Here is a 16,008-nt window from a genome sequence, read left to right on the forward strand (position 1 = left end):
GCCGCTTGCGCCGCGGGACCCCGCGATGGCCGGCAAGCGCACCCGGCGCCGCCACATGCGTCGGGCCGGACCGGGGCCGGGGCCCGCAGGCCGGGGTCAGGCCGGACGCAGTGCGCGGGCCAGTTGGCGGGACTGCGCGACCAGGTGGTCCGACGAGTCCCAGACCTCGGCGTCCTCCTCCAGGAAGCCGCCGGCCAGGTTGCGGGTGGTGATGGAGACCCGGAGCGGGCCGGGGGCCGGGCGGCGGCGGACGTGCGTGGTGAGTTCCACCGTCGGGGTCCAGGCCACCAGGCCCAGGTCGAAGGCGGTCGGCGGGAGCGCGTCGACGGCCAGGAGCATGGAGAGCGGGTCGGCATCGCGGCCGTCGGCCAGCTCGAACCAGGCGCGCATCTCGCCCTTGCCGGAGGGCGCACCGACGGCCCATCCGGCGGTCGCCGGGTCCAGCCGGAGCCGGAGCCGGTCCACGATGGCGGAGCTGCCGGGGATCGGGGCCGGGCCGGCTTCGGGGCCGATGCAGTCCTCGTAGGCGGGGATGGCGGGCGGCAGGGCGACGGTGCGCACGTCGTCCGGCAGGGCCGAGAGGTCGCCGTAGGAGGCGAGGACGCGGATGCGCTCGATCTCGGCGCCGCTCTCGTCGTACTGGAACAGCGAGGCCTGGCCGGTGGAGAGGGTGCGGCCGACGCGGACGACCTGGGTGCGGATCACGGCGGGGCCGGGCACGGAGGAGGTCAGGTAGTGCGCGGAGACGGTGAACGGGTCCGGGTGCGGGAGGGCCGCCGACAGGGCCCGGCCGACCAGGGCCAGCAGGTATCCGCCGTTCACGGCGGCGATGATCGTCCAGCCGGCGGAGAGTTCCGCGTCGTACACCCCGGGCTCGCCCGCGCGTGCGGTGATGGCGGTGTCGCGGTCGAACTCACTGTCGCCGATGGAAGCCTTGGCAGCTGCGTGTGACATGCAAACGACGGTACACCGGCTTACTACTAAGCGGTAGCTTTCTTTTGTTACGGCTCTTCGGCCACCGACGAGCGCCTGTTCCAGGCCAGCGGCGCCCGCCAGTGGTAGCGCATGGCGAGGAGGCGCAGGACGAAGGTGGTGACGATCGCGAGGCCGGTGGTGATGCCGTTGAGGGCGTGCATGCTGATGAAGACGGCCACCATCGAGGCGCCGACCAGCGCGGGGACGGCGTACATCTCGCGGTCGCGCAGCAGCGAGGGCACCTCGTTGACCAGTACGTCGCGCAGGACGCCACCGCCGACTGCCGTGGCCACGCCGAGCGAGGCCGAGGCGGTGAGACCGAGGCCGTACTCGTAGGCCTTGGTCGTGCCCGTCACGCAGAACAGCCCGAGGCCGGCCGCGTCGAAGACGTTGATCGCGCGGTTGATCCGCTGGACCTCGGGGTGCAGGAAGTAGACGATCGCGGCGGCGACCAGCGGGGTCACGAAGAAGCTGAGCTCCCCGAAGGCGGCGGGCGGTACGGCGCCGATGACGAGGTCGCGGAAGAGGCCGCCGCCGAGCGCCGTGACGAGCGCGAGGACGGCGATGCCGAAGACGTCGAAGTTCTTGCGGACGGCGAGCAGGGCGCCTGCGGTGGCGAAGACGAAGATGCCGGCGAGGTCCAGGGCATGCTGGATCCCGGGCGGGAAGAGATCGTGGAGCACCGGGCCATTGTCACCTGCGGCGGGCTCGACGGAATGCGGGGCTCCGCCGAGCCCGGGGCCGGGCCGCTCGGCTCGCGCCGGGGGAAGGACCTGGGCTCCGTCCCGGACCCCGCGCCTCGAGCGCCGGCGAGGCTGGATGTGCGGCGGGGCCGGCCCGCCCGGCAGGGCCGGGGTCGCGCGGAACGCGCCCCCGGCCCTGCCGGATCGGTTGCTCCGTTACTCCGACGCCGCCACCGCGTCCGCCGCGCCCGGCAGGGGCTGGTCGCCCGGCGCCTGGTCGGGGGCGTTCTCCGGGTGGTGGCAGGCCACCTGGTGGCCCGGCTTCAGCGCCAGCAGCGGCGGCTCCTGCGTCGCGCAGATCTGCGTGGCCTTCCAGCACCGGGTGTGGAAGCGGCAGCCGCTGGGCGGCGAGATCGGCGACGGGACGTCGCCCTTGAGTAGGATGCGGCCGCTCTTGGCACCGCGCCGCCTCGGGTCGGGCACCGGCACGGCCGACATCAGGGCCGTGGTGTAGGGGTGCATGGGCGCCCCGTACAGCCCCTTGTTGTCCGCCAGCTCGACGATCTTGCCGAGGTACATCACGGCGATGCGGTCCGAAACGTGTCGGATGACCGACAGGTCGTGCGCGATGATCACGTAGGTGAGGCCGAGCTCGTCCTGGAGGTCGTCCAGCAGGTTCACCACCTGGGCCTGGATCGACACGTCCAGCGCCGAAACCGGCTCGTCCGCGACCACCAGCTTCGGCTTCAGCGCGAGGGCCCGCGCGATGCCGATGCGCTGGCGCTGGCCGCCGGAGAACTCGTGCGGGTAGCGGTTGTAGTGCTCGGGGTTGAGGCCCACGAGCGAGAGCAGTCGCTGGACCTCCGCCTTGAGCCCGCCCTCCGGGGTGACCTTCTGGAGCTTGAACGGCGCGCTGACGATGGTGCCCACGGTGTGGCGGGGGTTCAGCGAGCCGTACGGGTCCTGGAAGATCATCTGCACGTCCCGGCGCAGCGGGCGCATGCCCGACACCCCGAGGTGCGTGATGTCCTTGCCCTCGAACTCGATGGAGCCGCCGGTCGGCTCCAGCAGCCGTGTGATCAGCCGGCCCATGGTCGACTTCCCGCAGCCGGACTCGCCGACGATGCCGAGGGTCTCCCCGCGCCGGACGTCGAAGTCGAGGCCGTCGACGGCCTTGACCGCGCCGACCTGGCGCCGGATCAGGCCCTTGGTGATCGGGAAGTGCTTGGTCAGGCCGGTGACCTTGAGCAGGACCTCGGGAGAGTCCGTGGCCTGCGCGGGAATGACCGCCGTTTCCGGCTTCTTCGTGTCAGGCGTCTCGGTCACAGCTTCGGCGCAATCTCTTCGGTCCAGATCCGGGTCCGCTCTTCCTGCGGCATGTGGCAGGCGGACCAGTGACGGCTGTCGTCCTGGGTGAGCTCGGGCCGGACCGTACGCGTGACGTTGCCCTTGGGCACGTCCGCGTACGGGCAGCGCGGGTTGAAGGCACAGCCGTCGGGGATGTTGATGAGGCTGGGCGGAGAGCCCTTGACCGGGATGAGGCGCTCGCTCTGCTCCCGGTCGATGCGCGGCATCGAGCCCAGCAGGCCCCAGGTGTAGGGGTGGCGGGGCTCGTAGAACACCTTCTCGGCGGTGCCCCGCTCGACGCACCGGCCGCCGTACATCACGAGGATCTCGTCGGCCATCTCCGCGACCACGCCGAGGTCGTGCGTGATCATGATGACGGCGGAGCCGAACTCCTTCTGCAGATCCCGGATCAGGTCCAGGATCTGCGCCTGCACGGTGACGTCCAGCGCCGTGGTCGGCTCGTCCGCGATCAGCAGGTCGGGGTTGTTGACCAGCGACATCGCGATCATCGCGCGCTGGCGCATGCCGCCGGAGAACTGGTGCGGATAGTCGTTGACGCGCTTGCCCGGCTCGGGGATGCCCACCCGGTCGAGCATCTCGACGGCCCGCTTGCGCGCCGTCTTCTTGTCCACGTCGTTGTGGACGCGGTACGCCTCCACGATCTGGGAGCCGATCGTGTAGTACGGGTGCAGTGCGCTCAGCGGGTCCTGGAAGATCATCGCCATGTCGCGGCCCCGCAGTCGGCGCACCTCCTCGGGATCGGCGGAGAGCAGTTCCTTGCCCCCGAGCCAGATCTCGCCCGACATCTCGACCTTGGAGCGGTCGGCGTTGCCGGCCCGGTGCAGGCCCATGACGGCCAGCGAGGTGACGGACTTGCCGGATCCGGACTCGCCCACGATGCCGAGGGTCTGGCCCTTCTCCAGCTGGAAGGTGAGCCCGTCGACGGACTTCACGAGGCCGTCGTCGGTGGGGAAGTGGACCTTGAGGTCGCGCACGTCGAGGAAGGCCTCGGAGGGCGGGCCCTCGCCCGGACCCGCCACGAGCGGCGTGGCGGTGGCGGTGTGCGCGCCGCGGTCGGTGGCGGCCGCGCCGGCCTCGTTCCCCTTCGGAGTCGAATCGGTCACGACAGCCTCACCCTCGGGTCGATGATGGCGTAGACGAGGTCGACCACCAGGTTGCACAGCACGATGAAGGCTCCGGCGAAGAGGGTCACCCCGAGGATCTTCGGCAGGTCGTTCACCGCGATGGCGTGGTACGCGTACTCACCGATGCCGTGGTACGAGAAGACCGTCTCGGTGACGATGGCGCCGCCGAGGAGCAGCCCGAAGTCCATGCCGAAGATGGTCACGATCGGAGTCAGCGCGGAACGCAGCCCGTGGCGGGTGATGACCACCCGTTCGCGCAGGCCCTTGGCGCGCGCGGTGCGGATGTAGTCCTCGCTCATGGTCTCCAGCATTCCGGCCCGGGTGAGCCGGGCGTAGAGCGCGGAGTAGAGGAAGGCCAGTGTGGACCAGGGCAGGACCAGCCCCTGGAACCAGGCGGCCGGATCCTCGGAGAAGTCCACGTACACGTTGGTGAACACGGGCCAGTTGAAGACGAAGACGGCCAGCGAGAGCGTGCCGGTGAAGAACATCGGCAGCGAGACGCCGGCGAGGGCCACGCCCATCGCGAGCCGGTCGAAGAGCGAGCCCGGGCGCAGGGCCGAGACCACGCCCGTGGTCACACCGGTGATCAGCCAGATGACGGCCGCTCCCAGGGTGAGGGAGGCGGTGATGGGGAGCCGGCTGACGATGTCGGGCCAGACCTCGACGTGGTCCTTGAAGGAGTAGCCGAGGCAGGGGGCGTGGCACTGCGAGGGGTCGGGGCCGTAGTTGAACTCGCGGCCCGCGAAGACGCCCCGCAGGAAGTCCCAGTACTGCGCGTACAGGGGCTGGTCGAAACCGAGGTTCTTCTTGACCGCGGCGATGGATTCGGGCGAGGGGTTCTTGCCCACGTACTGGGTGGCCAGCGAATCGGCCGTGCCGCCGGCCAGCCGGGGCAGCAGGAAGAAGATCGCGAAGGTGATCGCGCTGACAACGAGCAGCAGGAACACCGCGGCGAACAGCCGCCGGACGATGTACACAAACACGGGGGTCGGCTTCGGCGTCCGCCGGTCCGCCCCGCACCCCGGTCGGGGGCGCGGGACGGACCGGCGCGCGCACTGCTGCCTTCACCTGCCTTCCACGGTTCTGGCAGATCTGGCTGAGAGGGTCGAACTGCCTGAGGACTTGACGTCCGGGGTTACTTCAGGCCGATGTTGAGGTAGTCGTACTGACCGCTCCACGCCGGGTTGGAGACCGCGTTGGTGATCTTGGGCGAGCGGTAGTGCAGCACCTTGAAGTAGGTCAGGGGCACGATGACCGCCTGGTCCATGACCTTCTTGTCGATCTCGCCGTAGACCTTCTCGCGGGCGGCGGAGTCGGTGTTGGCGATGTTGTCGTTCAGCATCTTGTTGATCTCGGGGTCGTTCAGCTGCGACAGGTTGGTGTTGCCCGTCTTGCTGATCGCGTCACCGTGGACGACCTGCTGGAGGAAGCCGAAGCCGCTCGGCCAGTCGGCGCCCCACTGCATCATCATGAGGCCGATCTTGTTGTCCTCGGTGAACTTCGGGACGCCCGCGTAGTCGCTGAAGTACTTGCCGGCCGGGAACTGCTCGATCTTGACCGTGATCCCGATCTTCTTCAGGGACGCCTGGATGGCCGTGGCCATGTCGACCTCGCCGGCGCGGTCGTTGCGCGCGGTGATGGTGGTCTCGAAGCCGTTCGGCTGGCCGCAGGCGGTCAGCGCGGCCTTGGCCTTGGCCTCGTCGCCCTTGTCGTCCGGGGTCTTGTAGGTGTTGAAGTCCACGTGACCCGGGATGTCCGTCGGCAGGACGGTGCTGGCGATGGCGCCGCGGATGGGGCCGCCGAAGGCGGTCTGCACCGAGACCTTGTCGATCGCGTACTGGACCGCCTTGCGGCACTCCACGTTGTCGAAGGGGGCCACCTTGGTGTTCATCGCCATGTAGACCAGGCGACCACCCTCGGCGTTGTCGGTGTTGGGGTCCTTCGAGGTCAGCAGCTCGGTCTGGGTCTGCTGGGCCACACCGTTGCCGACGATGTCGATGTGGGTGTTGCCGGCCTTCAGGTTGGAGTCGATCGTCTCCTGGTTGACCTTCAGCTTGACGACGATCTTCTCCGGGAGCTGCTTGCGCAGCGGGTCCGTGGAAGCGTCCCAGTTCGGGTTGCGGACCAGGACGGCCTGCTTGTCGTGCTCGTAGCTCTCGAACATGTACGAGCCGGAGGAGACGATGTTCTTCACGTAGTCCGCGCCGTTGTCCTTCGCCTTCGGCACGGGGGCCGACTGCGGGTTGGCCAGCAGGTAGTCGAACTCGGCGAAGGGCTGCTTCAGCTTGAAGACGATCGTCTGGTCGTCGGGGGTCTCGATGGACTGCAGTCCCGTGTCGGACTTGTCCTTGTACGGGCCCTCGTACGGGGTCTCGTTGTTCTTGAGGTACTGCGCGAGGTAGTTCGGGCCGTTGGAGTGCACGTCACGCGCGAAGTTGCTGCGCTCGACCGCGTACTTGACGTCCTTGGAGGTGACCAGCGAGCCGTCGCTGTACTTGACGCCCTTGCGCAGCTTGTACGTCCAGGTGGCGCCGCCGTCGCTCGGCACGCCGAGGCTCTCGGCGAGGTCCGGGACCACCTTGTTGCCCTCGGCGCCCGGGGCGGGCGCGAAGGTGGTCAGCGGACGGGCGTACAGGCGGCTGAAGTTGAAGACGAAGCCGTAGTACGTGTTGCCGGGGTCGAAGGAGTCGGGGGTGTCGGACGCCTCGTAGACGACCGTCCCGCCCTTCTTGTCCGAGACGTTGACCACTGCCTTGACGGCGGCGTTGGCGCCGGCCGACTTGTCGTCGCCGCCGGTCTTGTCACCACCGTTGCAGGCGGAGGCGGTGAGGGCGACGGTGATGGCGGCGGCAAGCACCGCGGCTGTTCTCGACCTGCTTCTCATGGCGGAGTGATGCCCCCTGATTCGGAGTGGTGGTGGGTACTGGCGGAGCCTCGGCCGGGTGCCCGAGGAGCGGGAGGGTCAGCGCGAGCTCTTGGGGTCCAGGGCGTCGCGCAAACCGTCGCCGAGGAGGTTGAAGGCGAGCACGGTGACGAAGATCGCCATGCCCGGGACGACCATGAACATCGGGTCGACCTTGTAGTAGGCGACGGCGGAGCTGAGCATTCCGCCCCATGAGGCCTGCGGCGGCTGGATGCCCACGCCGAGGAAGCTCAGGGAGGCCTCGAAGAGGATGTTGGTCGGGATGAGCAGCGTCGAGTAGACGAGGATCGGCGCCATCAGGTTCGGCAGCAGCTCACGGAAGACGATGAAGGGGCCGCGGGCTCCGAGGCTGCGGGCCGCGTCGACGAACTCCCGCTCGCGCAGCGAGAGGGTCTGGCCGCGCACGATGCGTCCGATGTAGGGCCAGCTGAAGAAGCCGATCACGAAGATCAGCACGCTGATGTGCAGCGGCAGTCCTTCGAGTCCGAAGGCCCCGCCCTGGAGGGCGGCCGAGATGGAGATCGCGAAGAGCAGCAGCGGGAAGGCGAGGAAGGTGTCCATCATGCGGCTGATCACCGTGTCGGCCCAGCCTCCGTAGTACCCGGCGATGACGCCCAGAACGGAACCGATGAACACCGAGACCACGGTCGATCCGAAGGCGACCAGCAGGGAGACCCAGGAGCCTTCCAGGATGCGGGTGGCGATGTCCCGGCCGAACTTCGGCTCCACGCCCAGCGGATGGTCCCAGCTGATGCCGCCGAAGGAGCCGATGGGGGTGGCCAGGGAGGGATCGATGAGGTCCTGGTGCAGGGCGTCCGGGTCCAGCCCGAAGATCCACTGGATCGGCTGCGAGAGCATGGCCAGGACCACCAGCAGCAGCACGACCAGGCCGCCGGCCATCGCGACCTTGTCGCGCTTGAGTCTGGTCCATGCGATACGACCGAGCGACCGTCCCTCGATCGCCTTGCCCGGAACCTCGGAGGTGGCCACGGCTGCGGGCTCGGCCGCGCTGGTGTCCTGCAGTGGTGCCGTCATCGTGGTGGGACCCCTCTCGGCCGACGTCGGTCGGCCCATGCCCGCCGCTGTGGCGGCTTGGTTCAATCGGCGTCGCTGGTGGTGCGATTGGCACGAAAAGTGCCGGAAGTGCACGTGAAGGGCTGGTGTTTGCGAGATGGACCGGCCTTCGGTGGGGTGGAGTCTTCAACGCCCTCTCGAGCGCCCGCCAGACCCCCCGGAGATGTGATGCGCAACCGTGATCTACGCCTACACCTTCCGTTATCCGAACCCCGGGATCTGTTGAGCGGTGAAACACCGCCCGTTCGGCACGGAACGGACATGCCGCCCAACTACCCTTTCGGGCACGAATCTTGGGCGGACTCACCGAATGCACAGAAGGCCGCACCGATGGGGATCGGTGCGGCCTTCGAGAGGGATGCCCCCATGTCCGGACATCGCGGAACGCGTGCGCCGGGTGCGGGCGGCAGGTGCGTACCCGGGTCGGTACGTCGGCTCAGTACGCCGGGTCAGTACGCCGGCGCCTGGCCCTCGCGGTCGTAGAAGGGGCGGGTCTGCGCGCGCAGCCACATGGCGACGGGGTCGTGCTCGTCCCCGAGTGCGACCGTGCACACCGGGACGCCCTCGGGGACCACCCCGACCGACTGACGCATCATCTCCCGTACGGATTCCAGCGCGGGCGCGGATGCGTCGTACAGGTCGAGCCCCACCGCGAGGTACGGGGAGCCGAGCGCGGGCTGCACCCACGCGCGGCGCAGCGACCGCACCGCCGGGGTGCGGTGCGCGTGCTGGGTCAGCAGCCCGTAGAACTGCGGGAGCTCGATGGCGGGCTCGGACAGGCGCAGCGGGCCCGCCGGCATCCGGTCCAGCCCGGTGGCGATCCGGCGCAGGTCCGCCCAGGGCACGCCGAGGCCACCGCCCTGGGCGTGCGGGTTGAGCCACAGGCCCCAGCGGTCCGGGTACAGCGCGCGGGCGATGTCCCGCCCGGTGACCACCTCGTAGCCCCGGTTCCAGCCGCTGGCGGCCAGCTCCTGGGGGGAGGTGACGCAGGGCGCGTAGCCGAGGCTCTCGACTTCCATACCGCCGTACTGGGCGTCCGGGGAGCCCGGCTGCCCCTGCCAGAGCAACATCCACAGCCGGCCCTCGGCGAGGGCGTGCAGGAGTGACTCGTAACTCTCGTAGCGCCCGGGAGTCACCTGGCGCATCATGTGCTCGACCTGCCCGGCCGCGGCCGTGCCTGACGCACTCACCCGGAACCCCTCTTCGTCCGCCCGTCGCTCCACGCGTGTCCTCCGAACCGGCAGTCGCGCGTGCGGCCAGGAGATGTAACCAGCTTAAGCGGCCCTACGGCAGGTAGAAGGGGCGTACGCGCTCACGAATCCAGTCCGTGACCGGGTCCTGGGCGGCGTCCAGCAGGATCAACTGCACGGGCCACGGCGGCGGGACACGGGTCAGGGCCCGTCCGAGGGCCTCCATCGGCGCGCTCTGCATTTCGGGTTCCCATCCCACCAGGCGGACACCGACGAACAGCTGGGGCTCCCCGCCCTCGATGCTGGCGAGGCAGCGGTGCGCGGCGGCGACCACCCCGGTGGCCCGGAACTCCTCGGTGGCGGCGGCCAGGAAATCCACCGGATCGTCCTGCCAGTCGGGCTCGAAGAGCCGGACCCGGCCGCCGGTGGCCGGGCCGTCGAGCGCGGTCCGGCCGCTGCGGCACAGCTCCGCGACGGCGGACGGCGGGAGCGGTGCGCCGACGGCGCCCTCGGGGTTGAGGGCGATGCCGAGCTGCGGGGGCAGACCGCGGGCGAACTCGACGGCGGGCGCCACCGCGAAGTCCATGCCGGGACCGACGCAGGCGAGGAACTGGGCCTCGGAGCTGTAGACGGGGACGTACGCCGCCCCGCCGATGTCCATGGTGGGCAGATCGAGGCCGGCCGACGCCCGGCCGCCCCCGCCCGGCAGGGGAACCCACACCTGGCTGCGTCCGAGGACCTCCAGGATCCGCCCCCCGGCGTCCGGCTGCCCGAGCGCCGCCCCGAGCACCTGCTCCAGCTCATTCCCCGGCCAGCCGCTGCCCTGCATCTGCCCCTGCCTCTGTCTTGATTCCCGCGCGTGTCGCCCCGCAGGGTACCGGCCCCGCGCCCCGCACCGTTGCCGGGGTCCGGGCGGATCCGAAAGATCCGGGGCTCCGCCCCGGACCCCGGCCGCGGCGCCGCACCCGGCGGGTCAGGCGCCGAAGGCGATGCGGGTCACCGTGGCGGCGGAGGCCCGGTCCAACAGGGTCACCGAGGCACAGCCCGCGGGCGGGCGGCCCGCTTCGGCCTCGCGCAGGAGCCGGGTCACCGCGCCGCGGTGGCGCGCGAAGGCGTAGGCGGAGACCCGGCGGCCGCGCGCGGCCTGCCCCGAGAGGGCCTCCTCGGGACTGCTGTCCAGCAGGAGCAGGTGCAGCGCTCGGCCCCGGCGGCGCGCGGCGGCCGCGAGCAGACCGCGCACCCACGACTGCGTACCGCAGTCGTGGACGACCACGGAGGCTCCGGAGCGCAGGATCCGCCACAGCCCCCAGTAGTGCGCGGCGCGCACCAGCGGCCGGTACACCGCGTAGGGCAGCGGCGCGGGCATGCGGCGCTCCCAGCGCTCACGGGTGTCCTGGGAGTCCACGGCCCCGCCCTCGCCGGCCGCCCGCTTGATCAGCGTGCTCTTGCCGCCGCCGGGAAGGCCGGACACCACGACGATGTCTCCGGCCGCGAAGCCGAGCGGGCTCGGGGCGCGCACGGCCGGTCCGCGCAGGTCGCGCACGAGGCCGAGGCCGCTGCCGGCCGCCCTCTCGCGCCCGCGCGCGCCGCGCTGCGCGGGCACCGCCTCCACGGTTCCGGTCGTCGTCACCACTCCGAATCTCCGCACAGTGTTCGCCTCCCCCGAATCGGGTCACCAGGACCCTTGCCCACTGAGTGTAAAGAGACGGTAATCCGGCGGCCCCGGTTCCGGTCCGACTCTTCGGAGGGCCGTACGAACTTTCGGACCCCACCGCCCGATCTCGGGCACGGCGTGCAATGATGTGCGCCATCTGGACCAACTGCATACCGGCCGCTTGAATCCGCGCGGGAGAGTCCCGGCACGCCGCAAGGCCGTGCGCGGGCGCCGAAGGAGCAAGAACCTCCCTTGAATCTCTCAGGCCCCGTACCGCGTGGATGAGGCAGATCTGAAAAGCGAGCTGCTGCGCAGCTCCACCCAAGGTGCAAGTCGATGAGAAGAACCGGCGATCGGGCGATCGGCGGAACTCTCGGCGAACCTCTCAGGTTCCGATGACAGATGGGGAGGAACGTCCTCGTCATGTCATGTCGATGCCCTGGGACCCGGGAGCCACACCCATGAGCACTGCCCCCCGCCTGACCGCCCTCGATGCGCTGCACCGCTCGCTCGGTGCGACCATGACCGATTTCGCGGGCTGGGACATGCCGCTGCGGTACGCCAGCGAGCGCGACGAGCACAACGCCGTACGCACCAAGGCCGGTCTCTTCGACCTGTCCCACATGGGCGAGATCACGCTGACCGGCCCGGAGGCCGTCAAGGCCCTCGACTACGCCCTGGTCGGCAACATCTCCACCGTCGGCGTCGGCCGCGCCCGCTACACGCACATCTGTCAGGAGGACGGCGGGATCGTCGACGACCTGATCGTCTACCGCCTCGGCGAGACCGAGTACATGGTCGTCGCCAACGCCTCCAACGCCCAGGTCGTCCTGGACGCCCTGACCGAGCGCGCCGCCGGCTTCGACACCGAGGTCCGCGACGACCGCGACGCGTACGCGCTGCTCGCCGTGCAGGGCCCGGAGTCCCCGGGCATCCTGGCCTCCCTGACCGACGCCGACCTGGACGGCCTGAAGTACTACGCCGGCCTGCCGGGCACCGTCGCGGGCGTGCCCGCGCTGATCGCGCGCACCGGGTACACGGGTGAGGACGGCTTCGAGCTGTTCGTCGCCCCCGAGCACGCCGTGGAACTGTGGCAGGCGCTCACCAAGGCGGGCGAGGGCGTCGGCCTGGTCCCGGCCGGTCTGTCCTGCCGCGACACGCTGCGCCTGGAAGCGGGCATGCCGCTGTACGGGCACGAGCTGACCACCGCCCTCACGCCGTTCGACGCGGGCCTGGGTCGGGTCGTGAAGTTCGAGAAGGAGGGCGACTTCGTCGGCCGCGCCGCGCTGGAGGCCGCCGCCGAGCGCGCCGCCACCGCTCCGCCGCGCAAGCTGGTCGGTCTGATCGCCGAGGGCCGCCGCGTCCCGCGCGCCGGTTTCCCGGTCGTCGCCGACGGTCAGGTCATCGGCGAGGTCACCTCCGGCGCCCCGTCCCCGACGCTGGGCAAGCCGATCGCCATCGCGTACGTGGACGCGGCGCACGCCGCGCCCGGAACGTCCGGCGTCGGCGTCGACATTCGCGGTACGCATGAGCCGTACGAGGTCGTGGCGCTGCCGTTCTACAAGCGGCAGAAGTAGCCCCACGCACCACGTCCGCCGTCCGGGAACCCGTACGGCGCCGTCTCAGTACCCAAGACCGCAGTTCGTATCCACTCCCCCGCATCCAGGAGAATCAGGTCATGAGCAACCCCCAGCAGCTGCGTTACAGCAAGGAGCACGAGTGGCTGTCGACCGCCGAGGACGGCGTCGCGACGGTCGGTATCACGGAGTTCGCGGCCAACGCGCTCGGTGACGTGGTCTACGCCCAGCTCCCCGCGGTCGGCGACACGGTGACCGCCGGCGAGACCTGTGGCGAGCTCGAGTCGACCAAGTCCGTCAGCGACCTGTACTCCCCCGTCACCGGCGAGGTCGTCGACGCCAACCAGGACGTCGTGGACGACCCGGCGCTCGTCAACACCGCCCCCTTCGAGGGTGGCTGGCTGTTCAAGGTGCGCGTCGCGGAGGAGCCGGCCGACCTGCTCTCCGCCGAGGAGTACGCCGCGCTCACCCACTCCGACAACTGACACCCCAGGGGATCCTGATGTCTGTTCTCAACACCCCGCTGCACGAGCTCGACCCGGACGTCGCCGCCGCCGTCGACGCCGAGCTCGTGCGCCAGCAGTCCACCCTGGAAATGATCGCGTCGGAGAACTTCGCTCCGGTCGCCGTCATGGAGGCCCAGGGCTCGGTCCTGACGAACAAGTACGCCGAGGGCTACCCGGGCCGCCGCTACTACGGCGGCTGCGAGCACGTCGACGTCGTCGAGCAGATCGCGATCGACCGCATCAAGGCGCTGTTCGGCGCCGAGGCCGCGAACGTCCAGCCGCACTCCGGTGCGCAGGCCAACGCCGCCGCGATGTTCGCGCTGCTGAAGCCGGGCGACACGATCATGGGCCTCAACCTGGCCCACGGCGGTCACCTGACCCACGGCATGAAGATCAACTTCTCCGGCAAGCTCTACAACGTGGTCCCGTACCACGTCGACGAGACCGGCGAGGTGGACATGGCGGAGGTCGAGCGCCTCGCCAAGGAGTCCAAGCCGCAGCTGATCGTCGCCGGCTGGTCCGCCTACCCGCGCCAGCTGGACTTCGCCGCCTTCCGCCGCATCGCGGACGAGGTCGGCGCGTACCTGATGGTCGACATGGCGCACTTCGCCGGCCTGGTCGCCGCCGGTCTGCACCCGAACCCGGTGCCGCACGCCCACGTCGTCACCACCACCACGCACAAGACCCTCGGCGGTCCGCGCGGCGGTGTGATCCTGTCGACGCAGGAGCTGGCCAAGAAGATCAACTCCGCGGTCTTCCCGGGTCAGCAGGGCGGCCCGCTGGAGCACGTGATCGCGGCCAAGGCGGTCTCCTTCAAGGTCGCGGCCTCGCCCGAGTTCAAGGAGCGCCAGGAGCGCACCCTGGAGGGTGCGAAGATCCTCGCCGCCCGCCTGGTCCAGGACGACGTCAAGGCCGTGGGCGTGGACGTCCTCACCGGTGGCACCGACGTGCACCTGGTCCTGGTCGACCTGCGCAACTCCGAGCTGGACGGTCAGCAGGCCGAGGACCGCCTCCACGAGGTCGGCATCACGGTCAACCGCAACGCCATCCCGAACGACCCGCGGCCGCCGATGGTCACCTCGGGTCTGCGGATCGGTACGCCGGCCCTGGCCACCCGCGGTTTCGACGCCGAGGCCTTCACCGAGGTCGCCGAGATCATCGCGCAGGCGCTGAAGCCCGCGTACGACAGCGAGGCCCTGAAGGCTCGCGTCTCCGCGCTCGCCGCGAAGTTCCCGCTGTACCCGACCCTCTAGGGCAACGGCTTGGGCGGGCCCGGCCTTGTTGCGCACAAGGCCGGGCCTTTTCCTTGGCCCGGGGCGCGGTCCTCGACGTCGGGGCCGCGAAAGACGCCGTACAGGTCGGCGTAACCGAGCCCCTCACGAACTGACGTACGCTGATGAACCGGGCAAGGGCGCCCACGAGGTGATCTTTGCCCGCAATCCCTGCAAAGTCCGCACCCTCCGTCGGCCGCCTCGCTACGCTGCGAGAGCGACTCGACGGTCCGTTCCCCGCCACCGCGGGGATGACCCGGGAGTCCGCCAACGTGGCCATTTCCGTTTTCGATCTCTTCTCGATCGGCATCGGTCCGTCCAGCTCGCACACCGTGGGTCCGATGCGGGCCGCGCGCATGTTCGTGACGCGGCTGAAGAAGGACGGCGTGCTGGCCCAGACCGCCTCCGTCCGGGCCGAGCTCTTCGGATCCCTCGGCGCGACCGGCCACGGGCACGGCACCCCCAAGGCGGTGCTGCTCGGCCTGGAGGGCCACTCCCCCCGCACGGTGAACGTCGAGACCGCCGACGACGAGGTCGAGCGCATCCGCAAGAGCGGCCGGCTGCGGCTGCTGGGGGCGGAGATAGGCGATGTCCACGAGATCGCCTTCGACGAGCCGAACCAGCTGATCCTGCACCGCCGCCGCTCCCTGCCGTACCACGCCAACGGCATGACGCTCTTCGCGTACGACGGCGCCGGCACCCCGCTGCTGGAGAAGACCTACTACTCGGTCGGCGGCGGCTTCGTCGTGGACGAGGACGCGGTCGGCGAGGACCGGATCAAGCTCGACGACACGGTGCTGAAGTACCCCTTCCGCTCCGGCGACGAGATGCTGCGCCTGGCGAACGAGACCGGCCTGTCGATCTCCTCCCTGATGCTGGAGAACGAGAAGGCCTGGCGCACGGAGGAGGAGATCCGCGAGGGCCTCCTGGAGATCTGGCGCGTCATGCAGTCCTGCGTCTCGCGCGGCATGTCCCGCGAAGGCATCCTCCCCGGCGGCCTGCGGGTCAAGCGCCGGGCCGCCGCCACGGCACGCCAGCTGCGCACCGAGGGCGACCCGATGCTGCACCGCAGCGAGTGGGCGACGATCTACGCGATGGCGGTCAACGAGGAGAACGCGGCGGGCGGCCGGGTCGTGACCGCGCCGACCAACGGCGCCGCGGGCGTCCTGCCGGCCGTGCTGCACTACTACATGAACTTCGTGCCGGGCGCGGACGAGGACGGCGTGGTCCGCTTCCTCCTGGCCGCGGGCGCGATCGGCATGCTCTTCAAGGAGAACGCCTCGATCTCCGGCGCCGAGGTCGGCTGCCAGGGCGAGGTGGGCTCCGCCTGCTCGATGGCGGCCGGCGCCCTCGCCGAGGTCCTCGGCGGCACCCCGGAACAGGTCGAGAACGCGGCCGAGATCGGCATGGAGCACAACCTCGGCCTGACCTGCGACCCGGTCGGCGGCCTGGTGCAGATCCCCTGCATCGAGCGCAACGGCATGGCGGCGGTCAAGGCCGTCACCGCGGCGCGGATGGCGATGCGCGGCGACGGCAGCCACAAGGTGTCCCTCGACAAGGTCATCAAGACCATGAAGGAGACCGGCGCCGACATGAAGGTCAAGTACAAGGAGACCGCCCGCGGCGGCCTCGCCGTCAACGTCATCGAGTGCTGACGCGCACC

Annotated in this window: 14 protein-coding genes and 1 riboswitch; of the genes, 4 read left to right on the top strand and 10 right to left on the bottom strand. The window is 70.3% G+C overall.

Annotated elements, in window-relative coordinates; all coding sequences use genetic code 11:
* Window positions 1-96: 96 nt before the first annotated feature.
* The 10 genes from OG207_RS14155 to OG207_RS14200 all read right to left on the bottom strand — a co-directional run bounded on the left by OG207_RS14155 (window position 97) and on the right by OG207_RS14200 (window position 10,967).
* Entirely contained in the window at window positions 97-954 is an 858-nt protein-coding gene (locus tag OG207_RS14155) for a thioesterase family protein (RefSeq protein ID WP_329098916.1), read from the bottom strand.
* A 47-nt stretch (window positions 955-1,001) separates the two neighbouring features.
* Window positions 1,002-1,658, bottom strand: a complete 657-nt coding sequence (locus OG207_RS14160) for a trimeric intracellular cation channel family protein (RefSeq protein WP_329098917.1) — start codon at window positions 1,656-1,658, stop codon at window positions 1,002-1,004.
* Between the two features lie 216 nt (window positions 1,659-1,874).
* Window positions 1,875-2,984: an ABC transporter ATP-binding protein gene (locus OG207_RS14165; protein WP_402694978.1), complete on the bottom strand. Its 1,110-nt coding sequence runs from the start codon at window positions 2,982-2,984 to the stop codon at window positions 1,875-1,877.
* Entirely contained in the window at window positions 2,981-4,045 is a 1,065-nt protein-coding gene (locus OG207_RS14170) for an ABC transporter ATP-binding protein (protein WP_329107616.1), read from the bottom strand. Before OG207_RS14170 ends, OG207_RS14165 begins: the two co-directional genes overlap by 4 nt.
* An 80-nt stretch (window positions 4,046-4,125) precedes the next feature.
* A complete protein-coding gene (locus OG207_RS14175; protein WP_329098918.1) occupies window positions 4,126-5,133 on the bottom strand; it encodes an ABC transporter permease in 1,008 nt (335 codons plus the stop codon).
* A gap of 152 nt (window positions 5,134-5,285) precedes the next feature.
* The gene (locus OG207_RS14180) at window positions 5,286-7,034 is read right to left on the bottom strand and encodes an ABC transporter substrate-binding protein (protein ID WP_329098919.1); all 1,749 of its coding nucleotides are present in this window, start codon (window positions 7,032-7,034) and stop codon (window positions 5,286-5,288) included.
* A 78-nt stretch (window positions 7,035-7,112) separates the two neighbouring features.
* Complete coding sequence (locus OG207_RS14185) at window positions 7,113-8,108, bottom strand: ABC transporter permease (RefSeq protein ID WP_329098920.1); 996 nt, start codon at window positions 8,106-8,108, stop codon at window positions 7,113-7,115.
* A 488-nt stretch (window positions 8,109-8,596) separates the two neighbouring features.
* Complete coding sequence (locus tag OG207_RS14190) at window positions 8,597-9,337, bottom strand: enhanced serine sensitivity protein SseB C-terminal domain-containing protein (protein WP_202199624.1); 741 nt, start codon at window positions 9,335-9,337, stop codon at window positions 8,597-8,599.
* Window positions 9,338-9,431: 94 nt separating this feature from the next.
* Complete coding sequence (locus tag OG207_RS14195) at window positions 9,432-10,166, bottom strand: enhanced serine sensitivity protein SseB (protein WP_329098921.1); 735 nt, start codon at window positions 10,164-10,166, stop codon at window positions 9,432-9,434.
* A 144-nt stretch (window positions 10,167-10,310) separates the two neighbouring features.
* On the bottom strand, window positions 10,311-10,967 hold the full coding sequence (locus tag OG207_RS14200) for an AAA family ATPase (RefSeq protein WP_329098922.1): 657 nt from the start codon (window positions 10,965-10,967) through the stop codon (window positions 10,311-10,313).
* A 206-nt stretch (window positions 10,968-11,173) separates the two neighbouring features.
* Window positions 11,174-11,277, top strand: a riboswitch (glycine riboswitch).
* 175 nt (window positions 11,278-11,452) lie between these two features.
* Between OG207_RS14200 and gcvT the strand changes: the two genes are divergently transcribed.
* From gcvT to OG207_RS14220, 4 genes are all read left to right on the top strand, one after another.
* The gene (gcvT, locus tag OG207_RS14205) at window positions 11,453-12,568 is read left to right on the top strand and encodes a glycine cleavage system aminomethyltransferase GcvT (RefSeq protein WP_329098923.1); all 1,116 of its coding nucleotides are present in this window, start codon (window positions 11,453-11,455) and stop codon (window positions 12,566-12,568) included.
* Window positions 12,569-12,669: 101 nt separating this feature from the next.
* Window positions 12,670-13,053: a glycine cleavage system protein GcvH gene (gene gcvH / locus OG207_RS14210; protein ID WP_329098924.1), complete on the top strand. Its 384-nt coding sequence runs from the start codon at window positions 12,670-12,672 to the stop codon at window positions 13,051-13,053.
* 17 nt (window positions 13,054-13,070) lie between these two features.
* Window positions 13,071-14,327 carry a serine hydroxymethyltransferase gene (gene glyA, locus OG207_RS14215; RefSeq protein ID WP_030763890.1) on the top strand — a complete coding sequence of 419 codons (1,257 nt, stop codon included), beginning with the start codon at window positions 13,071-13,073 and terminating at the stop codon, window positions 14,325-14,327.
* A 290-nt stretch (window positions 14,328-14,617) separates the two neighbouring features.
* Entirely contained in the window at window positions 14,618-16,000 is a 1,383-nt protein-coding gene (locus tag OG207_RS14220; protein ID WP_329098925.1) for an L-serine ammonia-lyase, read from the top strand.
* Window positions 16,001-16,008 lie beyond the last annotated feature (8 nt).

The organism is Streptomyces sp. NBC_01439, from assembly GCF_036227605.1.
Taxonomy (GTDB): Bacteria; Actinomycetota; Actinomycetes; order Streptomycetales; family Streptomycetaceae; genus Streptomyces.